The sequence below is a fragment of the Actinacidiphila epipremni genome (assembly GCF_012034175.1).
Classification (GTDB): domain Bacteria; phylum Actinomycetota; class Actinomycetes; order Streptomycetales; family Streptomycetaceae; genus Actinacidiphila; species Actinacidiphila epipremni.
In genome coordinates, this window is sequence record NZ_JAATEJ010000043.1 from 1 (window position 1) to 17127 (window position 17127).

The following is a 17127-nucleotide window of genomic DNA, read 5'->3' on the forward strand; positions in this document are numbered from 1 at the left end:
CAGCACCGTCCGGCAGGCCACCGAGCGCCGCCGCGCCGAGATCGCCCGGATCGTCGCGGCCATGCCGCAGGGCCAGCGAGCCGGGCTGATCAGGGCGCTGCGGGCCTTCAGCGAAGCCGGCGGCGAACCTCCGGCCCACCGCAAGGCGGGAGCCGACGTCGGCTGGTGACATGCCGAGGGTGCGGCATGCGCGCCGTCGCGCGGGCCATGAAAGCGAGGCCGGACGGAATTCCCGACCGGATTTCTGGTCAGGATTCCAGAGAGATGATTTCCGGTCGGATCGTCCGCAGCCAGGGTGAAGGGAAAAACATGCACAAGCGGGTTGCGCTCTGCGCTTTTGCTAAATGATATACATCATTTGCTGTTTGTTTCCCAGGGTAATTGTATGCCATTTTCGCTACCTCCTTCATTGCGTGTTGAGCAATCCAAGAGAAGACATCTGTGTCCGCCGCCGAGGAGTATGTGACCGCCTCGTGGGCTGCTGGCTGCTCAGAAGCGGCAGGAGCGATCTTGTGCACCACTTGTCACATCCTCCACGTCGACCACGCGGATGCCCGGAGAATTCCGCTGCGGCGCGGCGGACGGGACGCTCCGGCAGGCCGCTTTGACCAAGTGAGGATGGATGGGAACAGCCTGCTCATCCGGCCGAAGGTCTCGGCCCGCGAGGTGCACTTTTTTCGGCCACGCCACATGAATCCGCATCACATGAAAGAAAGGGAACCTCTGGTGTTCGGAAATTTTGAGCAGGGAACCGCCGCGTCACGCCGTGCCGTGCTCCTGGGCCTGGCCGGGGGCGCCGGGCTGGCGCTCGCGGGCCCGTCGCTCGCGTACGCCACCGGCGGGACCGCATCGGGGCAGGGCGCCGGAACCGCCGCCGCGACGGACGACTTCGACTGGGACAACGGCAACGCCGCCTACTCCGTGGTCGCCGTCCAGGCCGACCCGGTCATGCTGAACTACTTCGCCGGCAGCGACGCCTCGCTCGTCATCCGGGTCACCACGATCCTGGAGAACGCCTGGTTCGACGCGATCGCGCCCTACCACCCCACCTGTATCGGCGTGTACTCCAACCTCGGCCGCCGGCCCGCAAGCGAGGGCGCCACCAACCGCAACAAGAACATCGCCCTCCTCTACGCCTCCTACCGCACCTTCCAGTTCCTGCTGCCCGAGGCGGACGCCCAGTGGCGCGCGATGGTCTCCAGCGTCGGCATGGACCCCGACGACGACCAGGAGAACACCACCACCCCGATCGGCATCGGCAACCTGGCGGCCAAGGGTGTGATCGCCGGCCGCTCCCACGACGGCGGCAACCAGCTGGGCGACGTGGACTGGGGCCCGTACAACCGGCAGCGCTACCGCGACTACACCGGCTTCGAGCCGGTCAACACCGCCTACGAACTGCGCGACGCCTCCAAGTGGCAGCCCAGGATCAAGACCAACGGGGCGGGCCTGTACACCGTTCAGCAGTTCGTCACCCCGCAGTTCAAGGACATGAAGCCGTACACGTACGACGACCCGTCGGTGTACCTGGTCAAGCCCCCCACCGACAGCGACCCGCACCGCAACCCCCGCGGTTACAAGCAACAGGCCGACGAGGTCCTCGCCCGGTCCGCGAACCTCGACGACCTGGTCAAGCTCAAGGCCGAGGTCTTCAACGACAAGTTCCTCGCCCTGGGCGAGTCCACCGGCATCGCGGCGGCCAACGCCGGCCTGAACCTGGACCAGTTCGTGCAGCTGCACATGGCGACCGCCATCGCGGGCTTCGACGCGACCATCGCGGTCTGGTACAACAAGTACCACTACAACGCCGTACGTCCCTTCAGTGCGATCAGGCACATCTACGGGGACCGGCATGTGACCGCGTGGGGTGGCCCGGGCAAGGGCACCGTCCACAACCTGAAGGCCAGCCAGTGGGCCGAATACATCAGCGTCGCCGACCACCCCGAATACCCGTCCGTGTCCACCACGCTGTGCGAGGCGCACGCGCAGGCCTGCCGGCGCTTCCTCGGCACCGACAACGTGGACCTCAACTTCACCTTCCCCAAGGGCTCCTCCGTGGTCGAGCCGGGCATCACACCCGCGCAGGACCTGACCGTCCACTTCGACACCTGGACGGACTTCGCCCATGCCTGCGGCCAGGCCCGCATCGACGGCGGCGTCCACTTCCCGGCCGCGGTCGAGATCGGCTACGAGATCGGCCCGCAGTTCGGTGACCTGGGCTACGACTTCGTGATGAAGCACGTCAACGGCAACGTGTAGGGGGGTTGAGGAACACCCGAACGAAGATCGGCGAGCGGTCGAGTCCTGACCGCTGAGCAGGCCGGGCCCGCCGCGCCGGCCTCGCTCCGCCGTGCCGGACAGCAGTGCCCGGCAGCCGGCGGCAGGCGGGCGTCATGGTCGGGGGTGCCGGGGGCGGCGCTGCCGGCGGTGAGGGCCGGGCCGGGCTGGGCCCATAGTTCATGGCGTCGAACTAAGCCGGACGGCGCAGACGTGGGGGTCCTGTCCGTACCTGTCGCAGCAGACCCTTCTCCGCGCTCTTGACCTGCGGTTTCTTCGATGTCGCAGACCGCTGGCGCCGTCGGCAGCCGACCGGAAGCGGGACACGGCGGCTGCCGTGGCGCCCGGCCCGGCATACCGTGGAACCAGCCGGGTGCATGATGCCTTTGTGCAGTACTTCATCGGCCAGGGCTACCTGGCTCCGCTTGCCTCGGGAAGCGTGCCCGTCAGTAACGTCTCCTCTGAGCCGGGCTGCCGCGAGGACGTCAGCAATGAATGGCTGGAGCCCGTCACCGAAGAGATGTACGGCAGGCTGCCGATGAACGGAGCGCACGCATGACCGTCCTGGACGAGACCTACACGCTGGCCGGCGGTGTCGAAATTCCCAAGCTGGGGCTGGGCACCTGGTTCATCGAGGACGACCAGGCGGCCGAGGCGGTCCGCGCGGCCGTGGAGATCGGGTACCGCAACATCGACACCGCGCAGGCGTACGGCAACGAGCGCGGCGTCGGCGAGGGCGTGCGCACCTCGGGAGTGCCCCGCGAGGAACTGTTCGTCTCGACCAAGCTTGCCGCGGAGGTCAAGGACTACGACCGGGCGGTCGCCGCGATCGACGGCTCCCTCACCACGCTGGGCCTGGACTGCGTCGACCTGATGCTGATCCACAGCCCGCAGCCGTGGGACGACTTCCGCGGCGGCGACTACACCGAAGGCAACCGCGAGGCGTGGCGCGCCCTGGAGGACGCCCACAAGGCCGGCAAGATCCGGGCCATCGGCGTGTCCAACTTCCAGCAGCACGACGTCGAGAACCTCCTCCAGGACGCGACCGTCGTCCCGCACGTGAACCAGCTGCTCGTTCACGCCGGCAACACCCCCTCCGAGCTGCTGGCCTACTGCGAGGACAAGCAGATCCTCGTCGAGGCGTACTCTCCGATCGCGCACGGGGCGATCATGGACAACGCCGAGGTCAAGGCGATGGCCGAGAAGTACGGCGTGTCCGTCCCGCAGCTGTGCATCCGCTACACCCTCCAGCTGGGCACGGTGTCGCTGCCCAAGACGGCCAACCCCGACCACATGCGCTCCAACGCCGCAGTCGACTTCGAGATCGCCGGTGACGACATGGACGTCCTGCGCGGCCTGCGGGACGTGGACTACGGCGAGCACAGCGCCTTCCCCGTCTACAGCGGCAGGTGACGCCGGGGAGCGGGCGGGCCCGTAGGCCGGGCGTTCCCGGCCTACGGGCGAAACGGCTTCTGCCGGACTTCCGGACGGGAGCGGGGTCAGGGAGTCAGTGCCCACTTCTGGTTGGCGTGACCGTTGCAGTCGTAGATCTGCAGCCACGTCTTGTTGGCGGTGCTGGAGTTGGGGTCGTCCAGGCACTTGCCGGTGAGTGTGTTCCGCAGGGAACCGTCGGACTGCTGGGTCCACTGTTCGCTCTGCCAGCCCTGGACACAGGTGTAGCTCTCGACGTGCGTGCCGTTCGCAGCGGACCCCTGCGCCACGTTCAGGCACATGCCCAGCGCGCGGACGGTCCCGTCGGTGGCCATGGTCCACCACTGGGCCGCGGTGCCGTTGCAGTCGTAGATCTGGACATGGGTCGCCGGCTTCGTGGACGCGCCCGCGACGTCGACGCACTTGCCGCCGTATCCCACCAGCCGCCCCTGGGGTCCGGCCACGGACAGCGTGTTGACCTGGACGTTGTTCGTCGCGTAGTCGCCCGCGTCGCAGTAGATGTTCGACGTGCCGTTCCCGGTCACCACGGTGCCGTAACGCCGGTAGTCGATCGGCTGGCCGTCGATCACATAGAAGCAGTAGTCGTTGGCCTGCCACGTCGTCCCGGCAGGCACGCCGGTACAGGTGGCCGAGGCCACGGGACCGCCGTAGCTCGTCGTGCACTGGCCGGGCGCCGCTGCCTGCGCCGCTGTCGGCACTGCGGCCATGGCGACGACGGAGAGGAAGACAGTGGCTAAAGCGGCGGTGATCCGTCGGATCATGTAGGCCCCCAGGGAGGAGTGTCGAAGTGGGCGGGCCGGCCAGGTGAGTCGCACCGTGGGCGGGCCCGCGCCAGGCTTCCCCAGGCAGCACAGACTGTCAACTGGGGTGAAGAAACACCCGCGTTGTATTTATCTCAGCTTGTGCGAGGCGGTCGGCGTGGCGAGCCGTACCTGCGGGCCACCCGCGTGGCAGATGGCCCTCACGTCCGGGCGGGGGTCAAGTGGGGAGGCGGCCGGTGCGGCGCCATTGGGCGAGGACTGCGCGGCCGTAGTTGTTGGTGCCTACGGCTCGGTCAAGTTCTGCGCCTGTCGGTATGCGACCCTTCGCGCGTTCTTGCTGGAAGTAGGTCCACATTGCGTCTTCTGCGTTCGCGCTGGTTCTCGGTCGGGGTGTCGCGGTGCGGCGAGACTCGTTCGGCTGTCGTGTCTCGCCAGGCTGCGAGACCTTGGAGGCTTGCTCTCGCTCGCTCTCGGGGCGCGGCGGGGCGCTTCTCGCGCGCGGCGCAGCACTTTCGGCGCGCTCTCGCGGCGCGGGGCCTGTCGCGAGGAGCTCGACCGCGAGGAGGAGTGCCACGGGGGGCCAGCCTGCGACGAGTATCGGTTGCCAGGCCGGGTGTGGGGCTGCCGCCACGTTTGCCGCGAGGGAGACCGCGATGCCTGCGGTGAAGGCCGAGCGGACTGCGTAGCGGGTGCGGCGGCGGGCGGGGACGTGGGGTTTTAGTAGCCCGATAGTCGCCAGGACCAGCAGGCCGTCGACTGACAGGGGCCACAGCGATGCCCCGGCCGGATCGGCGCCGCCGCGGAGCGCGAAGGTCCGCTGGTGCTCGTAGGAGGCGTAGGCGGCGACCGCCGCCACCACGATTGCACAGGCCCGTCGCAGCCACTGCTCCGAGGAGGGACCTGCCGGGCCGGCGGGCTGCTCGGTGATCTGGATGGCCGGCTGTGGCTTTGTCCCGCTCATTTCGGGTCGCTCTCCGAGCCGCGGGATGTCCGGCGCCGTCGAGGCAGGTCGACAGTCGCGGATAGGATCAGTTCACGGGATGACGGAGGTGCAGGGTTCTGCGGAATCCCGTTGGGGGCACCCAAGTATTGTCCTCTGACCTGCGGAAACGCGGCCAGGGGGTAATTTTTTGGTGCTGGCGTGTCAGCACGCCGGTGCCGACGGGTGGCGTCGAGTCCCTGGTCGCCGGACCCCTTCTTCCGTGCCGTTCCCGTGCTACTGACCTTCAAAGGATGGTGTCGTGGGGGCTGACGTCTCTTGATCCTCGCGGTATGCCGGTTGCATGAGGTATGCGCAGGGAGGCGGGCTGACCGATGAGCGGCGTGTCTTCCGGGAGAAGTTGAGGATGGGGGCGGCCGAGCGGTTCGCCCGGGGCGAGGAGAACGCGGTCATCGCGCGTGATCTGCGGGTCAGCGTCCGGTCGGTGCAGCGGTGGCGCAAGACGTGGTCGCAGGGCGGGCCGAGGGCACTGGCCTCGAAGGGGCCGGCGTCGTTGCCGCTGCTGAGCGACGAGCTGTTCGCCGTGCTGGAGCTGGAGCTGGTCAAAGGGCCGGTGGCGCACGGCTGGCCTGACCAGACGTGGACCTTGTCGCGGATCAAGACGCTGATCGGGCGCCGGTTCCACAAGAGTTACACCGTCCAGGGTGTTGCCGCGCTGCTGAATCGGCACGGCTGGAGCTGTCAGGTGCCCGCCCGCCGGGCGGTCGAGCGCGACGACGCGGCGGTAGCCGGGTGGGTGAAGGAGACCTGGCCGGACGTGGAATGACCGCGGCGGCGCTCGGGGCATGGCTGGTCTTCGAGGACGAGGCCGGCTTCTCGATGACGCCGCCGACCACCCGCACCTGGTCCCGCCGCGGCCGCACACCGATCGTGCGCGTACGAGGCCGTTCCCGTCGCTGGTTATCGGTGGCCGCCTTGGTCTGCTACAAGGCCGGTGAGCGCTCGCGGCTGATCTACCGGCCGTCCCCGGACGTGCGGCCCGACGGCCGCAAGAGCTTCTCCTGGAAGGACTACCGCGACCTGATCCAGACCGCCCACCAGCAGCTCGGCGGCCCGATAGTCCTGGTCTGGGACAACCTCAACACCCACCTGACGGCCGGGATGCGCCGCTACATCGCCGAACGGGACTGGCTCACCGTCTACCAGCTCCCGCCCTATGCACCCGACCTCAACCCCGTCGAGAGCATCTGGTCGGTGCTGCGACGCACCACCACCGCCAACCGCGCGTTCGCCGACCCCCACGACCTGATCACAGCCGTCCGACGGGGCTTACGCCAGCTCCAATACCGCCACGACGTCCTCGACGGCTGCCTCACCAGCACAGGGCTCACGACCGCCCCACCATGACGACATCACCCATTGAAAGTCAGTAACGGATCAGTCGCAGTGGAACCGGGCGAAGTTCCGCTGCGCCTTCAGGCCTGGTCACCGGGCCCCTACAGAGCCTCAGCCTCGTTGTGCCTGCCCGAATCCACGCGAATCCGACGAGTGTCCGTAGCGTGGTGGAGGTGAGCGAGTACCAGTACTACCAATTCCTCGCAGTCGAGCGGCCACTGAGCCAACGTCAGCAGAACGAGCTGCGAAAGATCTCAACACGCGCCCAGATCACAGCGAGCCGGATGATCAACCACTACGAGTGGGGCGACTTCCGGGGCAACCCGGTCACGCTGGTCGAACAGTACTTTGACGCCCATTTGTACTTCGCCAACTGGGGCAGCCGCAGACTGCTCCTCCGGGTCCCCACCGCCCATGTCCCCCTTGATGTGGTCCTCCCCTACTGCCGCGGGGACGCCCTGTCCGCGCACCGCCACGGCGAGCACACCGTCATCGAAATGGTCAGCGATGACGACGCGGACGATGAGGACTGGTGGGTACAAGAAGCCGACTGGGACGACGAGGAGGATGACGGCATCCTGGCCGAGCTGATCGGCGTACGCGAGGAGCTCTGTCGCGGCGATCTGCGCGCGCTCGCCCTCGCACGACGGGTCGGCGGGGCTCCGGAGCCGAAGCCGCGCGAGGGCGCAGACTGCTTCCCCGGCAGTCTGTCCGCTCCCCAGCAGGCACTGGCCGCGTTTCTCCGCGTCCCAGGGTGACCCCGCTCCGCGCGGGCCCGTCACCTGCGCCGGCCGCTGCCCAGCCGTCCACGGGACGCCGTGGACCGGCACCCGTGATCCCGAACCTGGGTGGCGTACGGGTCGACGCCTGCCCGACCGCGCTGGACGGCACCGGGGTCCTGCCGCAGTCCTCCGGCGAACCCTCCCCCGCTCCTCTGTACGCTATTATGTACGCTATGAAAACGATGAGCGTCACCGAACTGCGCGCCAGCATCGCCGACGCCCTCGACGCGGTGGAGAACGACGCCGAGGAGCTGGTCATCACCCGCGCAGGCCACGAGCCGATGGTCGTCGTCTCGCTCGCCGAGTACGAGGCCCTTAAGGAGACCGACTATCTGCTGCGGTCTCCCGCAATGGCCGAGCGTCTGCGCAGGTCCATCGAGCAGGACCGGGCGGGCCGAGGAACGGTCCACGAACTGGTGGACCCCGACGACGGGGCTGGGCAGGGGGCTGCGTGAAGGTCCTCTTCCTCGACGACGCCTGGAGCGACTACCTGTGGTGGCAGGCGAACGACCGCAAGCTGCTGAAACGCATCAACCAACTGATCACCGACATCGATCGAAACGGCCACGCGGGGATCGGCAAGCCCGAACCACTGCGGAACGACCTGTCCGGCTACTGGTCGCGGCGCATCAACTCCGAGCACCGGCTCGTGTACCGCGTCGACGAGGCCGACGTCATCCACATCGTGGCTTGCCGCTTCCACTACGAACGCTGACGCAGGCACCGCATCTGCTCCGTGACCTGCATCCGGACCGGCTGCCCAACGGCCTCGCGGGCGTCGCCCTCGATCTGGCGCGTGAACGAGGTACTGAGGGGAAGAGCCCACAGCCCGATCCGGGCAAGCCTTGAGTGGCGTACACACGCGAGGGGGCGGCAGACCGGGTTGCGCATTGCTTCCGCAGGGAAGTCGGGAGCCGTGCTGACACGTCAGCACGGGAGCCGGATCGAGGCGGACCGAGACGGGGCCAGGAGGATGGAACCCGTCCCCAGTGTCCGAACCTTCCACATTCTTGCAGGTCAACTAGGTAACGATGCCGGGTTCGAATCCCGTTGGGGGCACCACAAAACCCTGCACTAGCGGTGCCTGACGCGGGGGCGTCGGGTACGGTTGCGGGCATGGTCTCTCTGATCCTTTCGGCGGCTGCCGCCAGGTCCGGCAGGATGTGGGCGGGCAAGGTGACGCTGATGGTCGCTGCGTCCGGGTCCAGGTGGAGGTTGACCCGGAGCCTGATGGTCTCGAACAGTGGGCGGAGTAGGCGCTCGGGCGCCTTGGCCAGGTTCAGTGCGAGGTAGGGCACGGCGTCCAGAAGGTCCGCGTCGGCTTGGGTGGGCCCTCGCGTTGTGGCCACCTCGGTTGCGTCAAGAGCTTCGATGTCGGCCAGGAGCCGCAACTTGTCGGCTTCGAGCCGGTTGAAGCTCTCGCGCAGGCCGGCCGCGAAGGGGCCGGCGGCGTGCGCGGTCATCGAGGAGGCGCGTATGCGAGCTGGCGAGCAGTCACCGGGACCGCGTGCGTGCGTCTCAAAACCTGCGGTCTTGACTGGTCACGGCGCCGATGCCGCCAGCCGCAGTGCCGGGGTCTCGGACGGACGTGGCGATCACGCTGCCCGGCCGTGGCGCCGGTGCCACCGCCGCCGAGAACTGGTGCAGTTCGGCATGGCCGGCTGCAAAGCCGGGGCGTGGGAGTAGGTCAGGCCCCGTCGGTGTCGGCGGCGTATACGGCGTCGGCGAAGGCGTCGAGGGAGGTGGCGCAGTCGTCGAGGATCTTGGCGGCGGCCTCGCGGCCGGAGGCGTCGAGCCGGTCCCGAGTGGTGACTTTGTCGTACCAGCTGCGCAGCTTGGTCAGGTCCTCGTCGTTCTCCTCCAGCTCGCCATAGGTGAAGTGTCGTGCAGCGGTCTCCTTGTCGATCTCGGCGAGGAAGTCGTGGCAGCGGGAGACGATCTCGGCGTATTCCTCGTCGCGGGCCGTGTTGTAGGCGGCCACCAGGTCCGCGCCGCCGGCCAGGGCATCGGCGCGCAGGAGCTGTGCCGTGCCACCCATCGTGCCGATCTCGGCGCGCAGGGCGCGCAGGGCGCGTTCGGCCGCGGCGTCCTCCGGGAGGGCGGCCACCGAGTTCTGCACGTAGATCGCGCCGAGAGCCTTCAACCGACGCCATACAGTGGCGCGCAGGCGGCTCGGTTCGCTGGGGACGCGGTAGGCCAGCAGCAGCCAGGTCACGGAATCGGTCACCAGCACAGTCTGCCCTCCGACGCACTCTGGGCGGGAGGCGCGACCGACCGCGCGGTCAGCATGACCCGACCCCGACCCCGACCCGGACAGCGCCTGTACGCCTCCGGGACCGCTCATGCGCGCTTTGGACGCCTCTGACGCCGGCGCGGAGGGTACCCACCGGCCGGCACTCGCCGCCGGCACGGCTGATCACACCGTCTTTTCCGGACGCAGGCGGCAGTGGCGCGACAGCCGGACAGACGCTGCCACCGCCTGGTGAACACACCCTGATGCAAAGTCCGTCACGCCAAAAATCTAACGCCTATGACTTCGAAACCTAACCGCTGTTAGCTTCGTGCTGGAACGGCACGGGCCCCCGGTGCTCCGCAGGGCGGAGCACCACCGCCGGACAGAGGAGTGCTCGCATGCGGGTGATGAGCTACACCGCGCTCGACGGCGGTCGCGACGGCCGCAGCGACAAGCGGTGGCGCACGACGGTCGGGATGATCGTCGAGGCCGCGTTGGCCCAGGCCACCCTGGCAGTCGCCGGCTTCGGCAACCCGGTGAGCCTCGCCCGCACCGCGACTGCCGCGGACCACCTGCCCCTACGGGTGGACCTCGACCCCGACGCCCTCGGGGATCCCGCGTGAAGCCCCTCACGGATCCGCAGCCCGCGGCGGTCTCCCCGAGGCCGGGGTCTGGCATGCGGCCCTGGCGGTTCGTCATCGCCTTCGGCGCTGTCAGCATGCTGGTCGACTTCGTCTACGAGGGAGCCCGCTCGGTCACCGGCCCGTTGCTGGCCTCGCTCGGAGCATCTGCGCTGACCGTCGGCATCGTCACCGGCGTCGGCGAGGGCGCCGCCCTCGTGCTGCGCCTGGCCTCCGGCCCCTTGGCCGACCGCTCAGGCCGCTTCTGGACCTGGACCATCGCCGGATACGCCCTGACCATCGTCACCGTGCCCGTCCTCGGCCTGGCCGGCACCCTGTGGACGGCCGCCACCCTGGTGATCGCCGAACGCGTAGGCAAGGCTGTGCGTTCCCCGGCCAAGGACACCCTCCTGTCCCACGCCACCGCCACCACCGGCCGCGGCCGTGGCTTCGCCGTCCATGAGGCCATGGACCAAATCGGCGCCCTCGTCGGCCCGCTCACCGTCGCCGCGGTGCTCGCCACCACCGGTGACGACTACGCTCCCGCACTCGGCGTGCTCGCCCTGCCGGGCGCCGCCGCCCTGGCCCTGCTGGTGTGGCTGCGTGCCCGCGTCCCCGACCCAGCCGCCTACGAACCCGGCGAAGCCGTACCCGGGCCCGTCCCCCAGCCCGCTGGGGAGGCCCCAGTACGGCGGGAGCGGCTGCCCCGCGCCTTCTGGGCGTATGCCGCCTTCACCGGCGCCACCCTGCTCGGCTACGCCACTTTCGGAGTCCTGTCCTACCACGTGATCGAGCGCCATCTGCTGCCCGCCGCCGCGGTGCCGGTGCTGTATGCCGCCGCCATGGGCACCGACGCCCTCGCCGCACTGGCCACCGGCTGGGCCTACGACCGCTACGGCGCCCATGTCCTGACGGTGCTGCCGCTCCTGGCCGCCACCACCGCGCTGCTCGCCTTCACCGACACCGTCGACCTGGTCGTCCTCGGCACCCTGGCGTGGGGCGCAGCCATGGGCGTACAGGAATCCACCTTGCGCGCCACCGTCGCCGACCTCGTTCCCCCCACCCGGCGCGCCACCGCCTACGGCCTCTTCGCCGCCGTCATGGGCGTCGGCACCCTGGCCGGCGGCATCCTCGCCGGCGCCCTGTACGCCTACTCCATCCCCGCCATGGTCACCGTCACCCTCGCCATCCAGGCTGGGGCGCTTCTGCTGCTGGCCGCCGCCCGCACACGACGCATCTGAAACGCCCGGGCAACCGCAGTCGGCTTCCGGCCGCGCAGCCCGCCGCGCGGCGACGGGCAATGCCGAGCGCCGGCCTGTGGCGCGGCGCGAGCGGGGGCCGGGAGACCGTGGGTGAGCCCGCTTGCAGCGGCGGCCGGTCGTCAGGCCATCCGGTCGGCCCATCCGGTGGGCATCCCGTACGGCGCCCTTGTCCGCGCTGGTCGCCATCGCCGCGTACGCCCGCAGGGCAGGGGAGACCTCGCGTTCGCGGTCTTCCGCGGTGAACATCCCCGAACAGGAGCCGCAGGTCGGGCAGGCATTCTCCTCGATCGGGGACCGCATGGGACGCGCGGTCTTCTCAAATGGCCTCAGGTTTATGGCCGGTGCGGAAATCCTGGGGCACGCGCAGGGCGAGGATTGCGATGTCGTCGAAGTGCCCGCCGGTGACGCGTTCGAGCAATGCGTCGCAGAACCGCTGGATGGGCAGGCCGGCAAGGCCTGCGCCGTGCTGGCGCAGGCGGGCGAGCCCGCGGGTGATGTCTTCGCCCGGGCGTTCGATGAGCCCGTCGGTGTAGAGCAGGAGGGTCGATCCGGGCGGGAGGACGATGGTGGCGTCGTCGCGGGTGAAGGCGGGGTCGACGCCGAGCACGGGGGAGAGCCCGGCTTCCAGCAGGCGGCTTGCTTCGCCCGGGACGCAGAGGAGGGGAGGCGGGTGCCCGGCGTTGCTCCAGTGGGCGATCCACGGGCCAGTGGCGGGGGCGTACAGGCGGACGACCACAGCGGTGACGAGCTCGGTGGTACTGAGGCCCTGCATGGCGTGGTCCAGGCGTTGCATGACGCCGGCTGGGGAGTCCCCGCTGTCGTAGGCCAGCGCGCGCAGCATATTTCGCAACTGCCCCATCCTCACGGCGGCCGTGAGGTCGTGCCCGACGACGTCACCGATGGCGAGCGCGGTTGACCCGTCGACAAGCCGGAAGCCGTCGTACCAGTCGCCGCCGACTTCGGCTCCTTGCCGGGCCGGCACGTATCGTGCGGCCAGCTCCAGGTGCTGCAGCCCGCCGAGATCCGGCAGCAGGGATCGCTGGAGCTGCTCGGCCGTGTGTTGCTGGAGGGCGTAGAGGCGGGCGTTCTCCAGCGCGAGCCCGGCGCGGTGTCCCAGGTCGGCGGCCCAGGAGGTGTCCTCCTGGTCGAACGGGTCCGCAGCCGCAGGCCGGATCAGGGTGAGCGCGCCGAGGACGGTGTGCCTGGCCCGGAGCGGCACGATCAAGCCCCGTGCCGCTCCCAGCGTGCGGAAGAACGCATGTTGGGACGTCGAGGACAGTGCGATCTGGTGATCGGCGGTGATGTTCTCGACGGCCAGCGGACCGGCACCTCGCAGCACCTTCGCCAGGGGCGCCGCCGATTCGTCGGGCCAGGGTGCCGTCACATGCTCCTGTGCGGATTCCGAAAGGAGCGGATCTTGATGCACGAAGGCCACCCTGCGCACGGTGCCCTCGCCGAGAAGGTCCACCAGGCATACGCCGCCGATGGCGGGTACGAGCAGTCGCGCCATGCGTCGCATGGCCTCGTCGGCGTCGAGGACGCTCGCAAGGGCCCCACTGGCCTCGGACAGGATCCGCAGCCGGGTCCGTGCCCGCTCCAGGTCCTGCCGTGCTTCTGCCAGCTGACGGCTAAGGCGCTCCATGGCCACGCTCCGCATTCCGCCCCTCGGGGGCTGCTCTCATTTTTTCCTCTGAACGGCGAGGGCGATCCGAGAAAGCGAGCCTATGACCGCGGCAGTGAGTACGAATCCTTTGACGGACATGGGCACCATGAGCGTAAGGACGGTTGTCGTGACGACTCCGCCGAGGGCGCACAGCAGAGCGGACACCAGAAAGTACGGCAATGATTTGAGGCGCATGCAAGTGATCTCCGCTGAAGAGGTGCACAGGTGACAGCGCTCGAAATTTCCCCGTCGGACATGTGAGACGCAGCGACGGGTTGCCGAGACGGCTGAAGCGAGGCGGTCCGGGGCATGGCTCTCCTACCTGTGAAGGTAGGGACCGTTGGCGGCGAAATCACCGCGGACGACGGCGAGCCCCTCCGCCGTGAATCTTTTCCAGCCTAACGGCTGAGCGTGCCGAGTCGTCGGACCTTCGCAAAGGGAATTTCCGGCTATCGCCCGGTGGGAACTGGCGTGTACGACCGAGACGACCGAGCCGGTAGGTCAGTTCGCTCCTCTGCGCCCGGGCCGCCGCCGGCTCCCCCGGAGCAGGTCATCGGTGAACGCTCCGGCCGGTGGCAGGTCCGCCGGCCGCGGCGCACACTGGTGGTGGGCGATGAGGCTCGCCCTTGCCCGCACATTCCGTGCTGATGGCCTCTACGCAGGACGGCCGGCCGCGGAGGTGCGGGAATGTACGTCTACACGATGCGCAAGGCACAGATGGCCCGCGGTGGCAGGGTCGTCCTCGACGACGTGACGTTGGCCCTGCCGCCCGGCGCGAAGACCGGCGTGGTCGGGCCGAACGGCACGGGCAAGTCGACCGTGCTGCGGGTGATGGCCGGCGTCGAGCGCCCCGCCGGCGGCGACGCCTTCGCCGCCCCGGGCACGTCGGTGGGCCTCCTGGAGCAGGAGCCCCGGCTCGACGGCTCCGCGACCGTGAGCGGCAACGTCGAGCAGGCCGTCGCCCCGGTGCGGGCCGCCATGCGGCGCTACGACGAGGTCGGCGCCCTCCTCGAAGGCGCGGACGGCGAGCGGATGCAGGACCTCCTCGACGAACTCGGCGCGTTGCAGGAGACCCTCGACCAGGCCGGCGCCTGGGAGCTGGGCTCCCGGCTGGAGCAGGCCATGGACGCCCTGCGCTGCCCGCCGGCCGGCACACCGGTGGCGGACCTGTCCGGCGGCGAGCGCCGGCGCGTCGCGCTGTGCAGGACGCTGCTGGCGCAACCCGATCTGCTGCTGCTCGACGAGCCCACCAACCACCTGGACGCCGACTCGGCGGACTGGCTGGAGGAGCACCTGGCCGGCTACCCGGGAACCGTCGTCGCGGTCACCCACGACCGCTGGTTCCTCGACCACGTCGCCCGGCAGATCCTGGAGGTCGACCGCGGCCACGTCCATCCCTACGAAGGCAACTACACCACCTACCTGGAAGCCAAGGCCGCCCGGCTGACGGTCGAAGGCGCCAAGGACGCCAAGGACGCCGAGCGGCTGGCGGAGGAGCTGGCCTGGGCGCGCTCCGGCGCCGAAAGCCGCCGGGCCAGGTCGAAGGCCCGGTTGCGCCGCTACGAGGAACTGGCCGAGCAGGCCGGCCGGCGGCGCACGGTGGACGTCGAGGAGATCAGGATCCCGCCGGGGCCCCGGCTGGGCGGCCCGGTCCTGGAGGCCGACCACGTGGCCAAGAGCCTCGGCGGGCGGTCGCTGATCGACGACCTGACCTTCTCCCTGCCCCGCGGCGGCATATCGTGGGTGTGCTCGGGCCCAACGGAGTCGGCAAGACCACGCTCTTCCGGATGATCGCCGGCGAGGACGCACCGGACTCCGGCACGCTGCGGCTCGGCGAGACGGTGCGGATCTCCTACACCGACCAGGACCGCGCCGGGCTGGCCGACGACCGGACGGTGTGGGAGACGGTATCGGGCGGCGAGGACCACGTCCGGCTCGGAGCGGCCGACGTGCCCAGCCGCGGCTATGTCGCCCTCTTCGGCTTCAAGGGAGCCGACCAGCAAAAACGTGTCGGAGCCCTGTCCGGCGGCGAACGCAGCCGCCTCAACCTCGCGCTGACGCTGAAACAGGGCGGCAACCTGCTGCTGCTCGACGAGCCGACCAACGACCTGGACGTGCAGACCCTGGCCTCGCTGGAGAGGGCCCTGCTCGACTTCCCCGGCTGCGCCGTCGTCACCGCGCACGACCGGTGGTTCCTGGACCGTACCGCCACGCACATCCTGGCCTGGGAAGGCGACGCGTCCTGGCACTGGTTCGAGGGCGACTTCGCCGACTACGCATCCGACCGGCTCCACCGCCTCGGCCCGGACGCGCTGGGCCGCCACCGGGCCGCCCACCGCCGCCTCGTCCGCGACTGATTCCCGTCTGCGGGCGGCCCCGATCTCCTCGTAGGTCCGCTCCCGGCCCTCCCAGTGGGAGCCTTCGACGGACGTGCCGGGCTTCAGGTCCTTGTAGACCTCGAAGAAGTGGGTGATCTCCAGCCGCTGGTAGGCCGGGACGTCCGCGATGTTCCGCAGGTCCTCGTAGCGTGGGTCGTGCGCCGGCACACACAGCACCTTCTCGTCGGGGCCGTGCTCGTCGGCCATGCAGAACATGCCGACGGCCCGGCACTCGATCACGCAGCCGGGAAATGTCGGCTCGCCGGTAAGGACCAGGGCGTCCAGCGGGTCCCCGTCGCGGCCGAGCGTCCCGTCCACGTAGCCGTAGTCGGCCGGGTACTCCGTCGAGGTGAACAGCACGCGGTCGAGTCGGATCCGGTGCAGTGCGTGGTCCATCTCGTACTTGTTCCGCGACCCCTTCGGGATCTCCACGATCATGTCGAATTCCATGGAAACTCTCCTGAGTTGTGAGGTGAGGCGACCTGACGACGGCCCTCGCTGCCGAAAAGGGCGCAGGACGTACGGCGCCGGCGGCCGGACCGGCGTTCAGCGGTCGCATGCGGCGACCGGCTCAGCGGCCAGGGGGCCCACGAGGAGCACGGGCAGGTCGGCGTCGGGTGCCAGGGCGAGCGCGCGGGCGACCGGTCCGGGGCCGGCGGCGCGCAGCCCGCCGTCCTCGCCGTGCCGGCCGACGACGATCAGGTCGCAGCCGTGTCCGGTGGCGCACGCGCGCAGGTCGCCGGGGATGTCGGTGTGCTCGCCCCATTCCAGCCGGACCCGCGCGCCGCGCTCGCCCGCGGTGGCCACGGCCTCCCGGTAGCGGTCCGCGAGCCACTGCCGCTGTGCGCCGGTGTCGCGGCGGTGCTCCCCGGCGGTCCGCGCGCCGGGGCGCCCAGCCCGCGGCCGTGAGGCAGGCGGCGACCCCCACCGCGAAGGTGAGCAGCCAGAACAGCCCGGACAGCCGGTCCACCACCAAGCCGCTCCCGCCGAATCCCAGCCACCCCCCGAACCCCAAGGCGGGCACGGCGGCATCGGTGCGCAGCGCCGCGGCCCCGACCGCCGCGAGGCAGCCGCAACCGGCGGCCGACAGCAGATACGGCAGCCCGGCAAAGGCACGGCCGCGCAGCGCGGACGGCAGTGCCAGGTCCACCGCCGCCGCGGCGGCGAACAGCAGCAGCGCGGCGCCGATCAGCCCGCTCATGGCGCCGCCCCCCGACCAGGCGGTACGGGCAGCCTCCCGGCGGCCAGCAGCAGCACGTACAGCGTCTCGCCCTGCGGACCCTCCGCCCAGCCGGCCGCCTCGCCGGGGGCGAGCGGACCGCCACCTTCAACCGCCTCCTGGCCATCGCCGGCGCGTACCCCGG

The 17127-nt window shown here is 69.9% G+C and carries 15 protein-coding genes, 2 pseudogenes and 1 riboswitch; of the genes and pseudogenes, 10 read left to right on the forward strand and 7 right to left on the reverse strand.

Features of this window, described 5'->3' with window-relative positions:
- Positions 1-248 precede the first annotated feature (248 nt).
- The gene (locus HCN08_RS33215; RefSeq protein ID WP_167987053.1) at positions 249-521 is read right to left on the reverse strand and encodes a hypothetical protein; all 273 of its coding nucleotides are present in this window, start codon (positions 519-521) and stop codon (positions 249-251) included.
- Between the two features lie 205 nt (positions 522-726).
- Here HCN08_RS33215 and HCN08_RS33220 point away from each other — a divergent pair, with 205 nt between their 5' ends.
- From HCN08_RS33220 to HCN08_RS33230, 3 genes are all read left to right on the forward strand, one after another.
- Positions 727-2259, forward strand: coding sequence for a vanadium-dependent haloperoxidase (locus HCN08_RS33220; protein ID WP_206319551.1), 1533 nt, complete (start codon positions 727-729; stop codon positions 2257-2259).
- Positions 2260-2665: 406 nt separating this feature from the next.
- Positions 2666-2836, forward strand: a complete 171-nt coding sequence (locus HCN08_RS33225; RefSeq protein WP_240970697.1) for a hypothetical protein — start codon at positions 2666-2668, stop codon at positions 2834-2836.
- Positions 2833-3690 carry an aldo/keto reductase gene (locus HCN08_RS33230; protein ID WP_167987055.1) on the forward strand — a complete coding sequence of 286 codons (858 nt, stop codon included), beginning with the start codon at positions 2833-2835 and terminating at the stop codon, positions 3688-3690. The genes HCN08_RS33225 and HCN08_RS33230 overlap by 4 nt, the downstream gene beginning before the upstream one ends.
- An 86-nt stretch (positions 3691-3776) precedes the next feature.
- On the opposite strand, the gene HCN08_RS33235 is transcribed toward HCN08_RS33230, so the two are convergent.
- Together HCN08_RS33235 and HCN08_RS33240 are read right to left on the reverse strand one after the other, a co-directional pair.
- Positions 3777-4490, reverse strand: coding sequence for a ricin-type beta-trefoil lectin domain protein (locus HCN08_RS33235; protein ID WP_167987056.1), 714 nt, complete (start codon positions 4488-4490; stop codon positions 3777-3779).
- Positions 4491-4707: 217 nt separating this feature from the next.
- Complete coding sequence (locus HCN08_RS33240) at positions 4708-5451, reverse strand: DUF2637 domain-containing protein (RefSeq protein ID WP_167987057.1); 744 nt, start codon at positions 5449-5451, stop codon at positions 4708-4710.
- 322 nt (positions 5452-5773) lie between these two features.
- Here HCN08_RS33240 and HCN08_RS37085 point away from each other — a divergent pair.
- The 4 genes from HCN08_RS37085 to HCN08_RS33265 all read left to right on the forward strand — a co-directional run bounded on the left by HCN08_RS37085 (position 5774) and on the right by HCN08_RS33265 (position 8322).
- A protein-coding gene (locus tag HCN08_RS37085) for an IS630 family transposase (RefSeq protein WP_456319016.1) occupies positions 5774-6837 on the forward strand; the annotation gives its coding sequence in 2 pieces (ribosomal slippage) (positions 5774-6217 and positions 6220-6837; 1062 coding nt in all).
- 161 nt (positions 6838-6998) lie between these two features.
- The gene (locus tag HCN08_RS33255) at positions 6999-7583 is read left to right on the forward strand and encodes a hypothetical protein (protein WP_167987060.1); all 585 of its coding nucleotides are present in this window, start codon (positions 6999-7001) and stop codon (positions 7581-7583) included.
- Between the two features lie 188 nt (positions 7584-7771).
- A complete protein-coding gene (locus tag HCN08_RS33260) occupies positions 7772-8062 on the forward strand; it encodes a type II toxin-antitoxin system Phd/YefM family antitoxin (protein WP_167987061.1) in 291 nt (96 codons plus the stop codon).
- Entirely contained in the window at positions 8059-8322 is a 264-nt protein-coding gene (locus HCN08_RS33265; protein ID WP_167987062.1) for a Txe/YoeB family addiction module toxin, read from the forward strand. Before HCN08_RS33260 ends, HCN08_RS33265 begins: the two co-directional genes overlap by 4 nt.
- A gap of 972 nt (positions 8323-9294) precedes the next feature.
- Here HCN08_RS33265 and HCN08_RS33270 read toward each other — a convergent pair.
- On the reverse strand, positions 9295-9834 hold the full coding sequence (locus HCN08_RS33270; protein ID WP_206319552.1) for a Chromate resistance protein ChrB: 540 nt from the start codon (positions 9832-9834) through the stop codon (positions 9295-9297).
- Positions 9835-10238: 404 nt separating this feature from the next.
- On the opposite strand from HCN08_RS33270, the gene HCN08_RS33275 reads away from it, so the two are divergent.
- Complete coding sequence (locus HCN08_RS33275; protein ID WP_167987064.1) at positions 10239-10463, forward strand: hypothetical protein; 225 nt, start codon at positions 10239-10241, stop codon at positions 10461-10463.
- Entirely contained in the window at positions 10460-11701 is a 1242-nt protein-coding gene (locus HCN08_RS33280; protein WP_322974831.1) for an MFS transporter, read from the forward strand. The genes HCN08_RS33275 and HCN08_RS33280 overlap by 4 nt, the downstream gene beginning before the upstream one ends.
- A gap of 337 nt (positions 11702-12038) precedes the next feature.
- Here the strand turns inward: HCN08_RS33280 and HCN08_RS33285 are convergent, their stop codons facing one another.
- Positions 12039-13364, reverse strand: coding sequence for a PP2C family protein-serine/threonine phosphatase (locus HCN08_RS33285; protein ID WP_167987082.1), 1326 nt, complete (start codon positions 13362-13364; stop codon positions 12039-12041).
- Positions 13365-13985: 621 nt separating this feature from the next.
- Positions 13986-14049, forward strand: a riboswitch (Fluoride riboswitch).
- Positions 14050-14072: 23 nt separating this feature from the next.
- Here HCN08_RS33285 and ettA point away from each other — a divergent pair.
- Positions 14073-15742 (forward strand): annotated as a pseudogene (gene ettA / locus HCN08_RS33290) (energy-dependent translational throttle protein EttA).
- On the opposite strand, the pseudogene HCN08_RS33295 reads toward ettA, so the two are convergent.
- Together HCN08_RS33295 and HCN08_RS33300 are read right to left on the reverse strand one after the other, a co-directional pair.
- A pseudogene (locus tag HCN08_RS33295) lies at positions 15734-16213 on the reverse strand (inorganic diphosphatase); the annotation flags it as partial. The pseudogenes ettA and HCN08_RS33295 overlap by 9 nt on opposite strands.
- 96 nt (positions 16214-16309) lie before the next feature.
- Positions 16310-16570, reverse strand: a complete 261-nt coding sequence (locus tag HCN08_RS33300) for an adenine nucleotide alpha hydrolase family protein (protein WP_167987065.1) — start codon at positions 16568-16570, stop codon at positions 16310-16312.
- Positions 16571-17127 lie beyond the last annotated feature (557 nt).

Bases quoted from the DNA above. Each gene is read 5' to 3' on its own strand.
- HCN08_RS33240 (WP_167987057.1), bottom strand. From the start codon at position 5,451: ATGAGCGGGACAAAGCCACAGCCGGCCATCCAGATCACCGAGCAGCCC.
- HCN08_RS33235 (WP_167987056.1), bottom strand. From the start codon at position 4,490: ATGATCCGACGGATCACCGCCGCTTTAGCCACTGTCTTCCTCTCCGTC.
- HCN08_RS33275 (WP_167987064.1), top strand. From the start codon at position 10,239: ATGCGGGTGATGAGCTACACCGCGCTCGACGGCGGTCGCGACGGCCGC.
- HCN08_RS33230 (WP_167987055.1), top strand. From the start codon at position 2,833: ATGACCGTCCTGGACGAGACCTACACGCTGGCCGGCGGTGTCGAAATT.
- HCN08_RS33285 (WP_167987082.1), bottom strand. From the start codon at position 13,364: ATGGAGCGCCTTAGCCGTCAGCTGGCAGAAGCACGGCAGGACCTGGAG.
- HCN08_RS33260 (WP_167987061.1), top strand. From the start codon at position 7,772: ATGTACGCTATGAAAACGATGAGCGTCACCGAACTGCGCGCCAGCATC.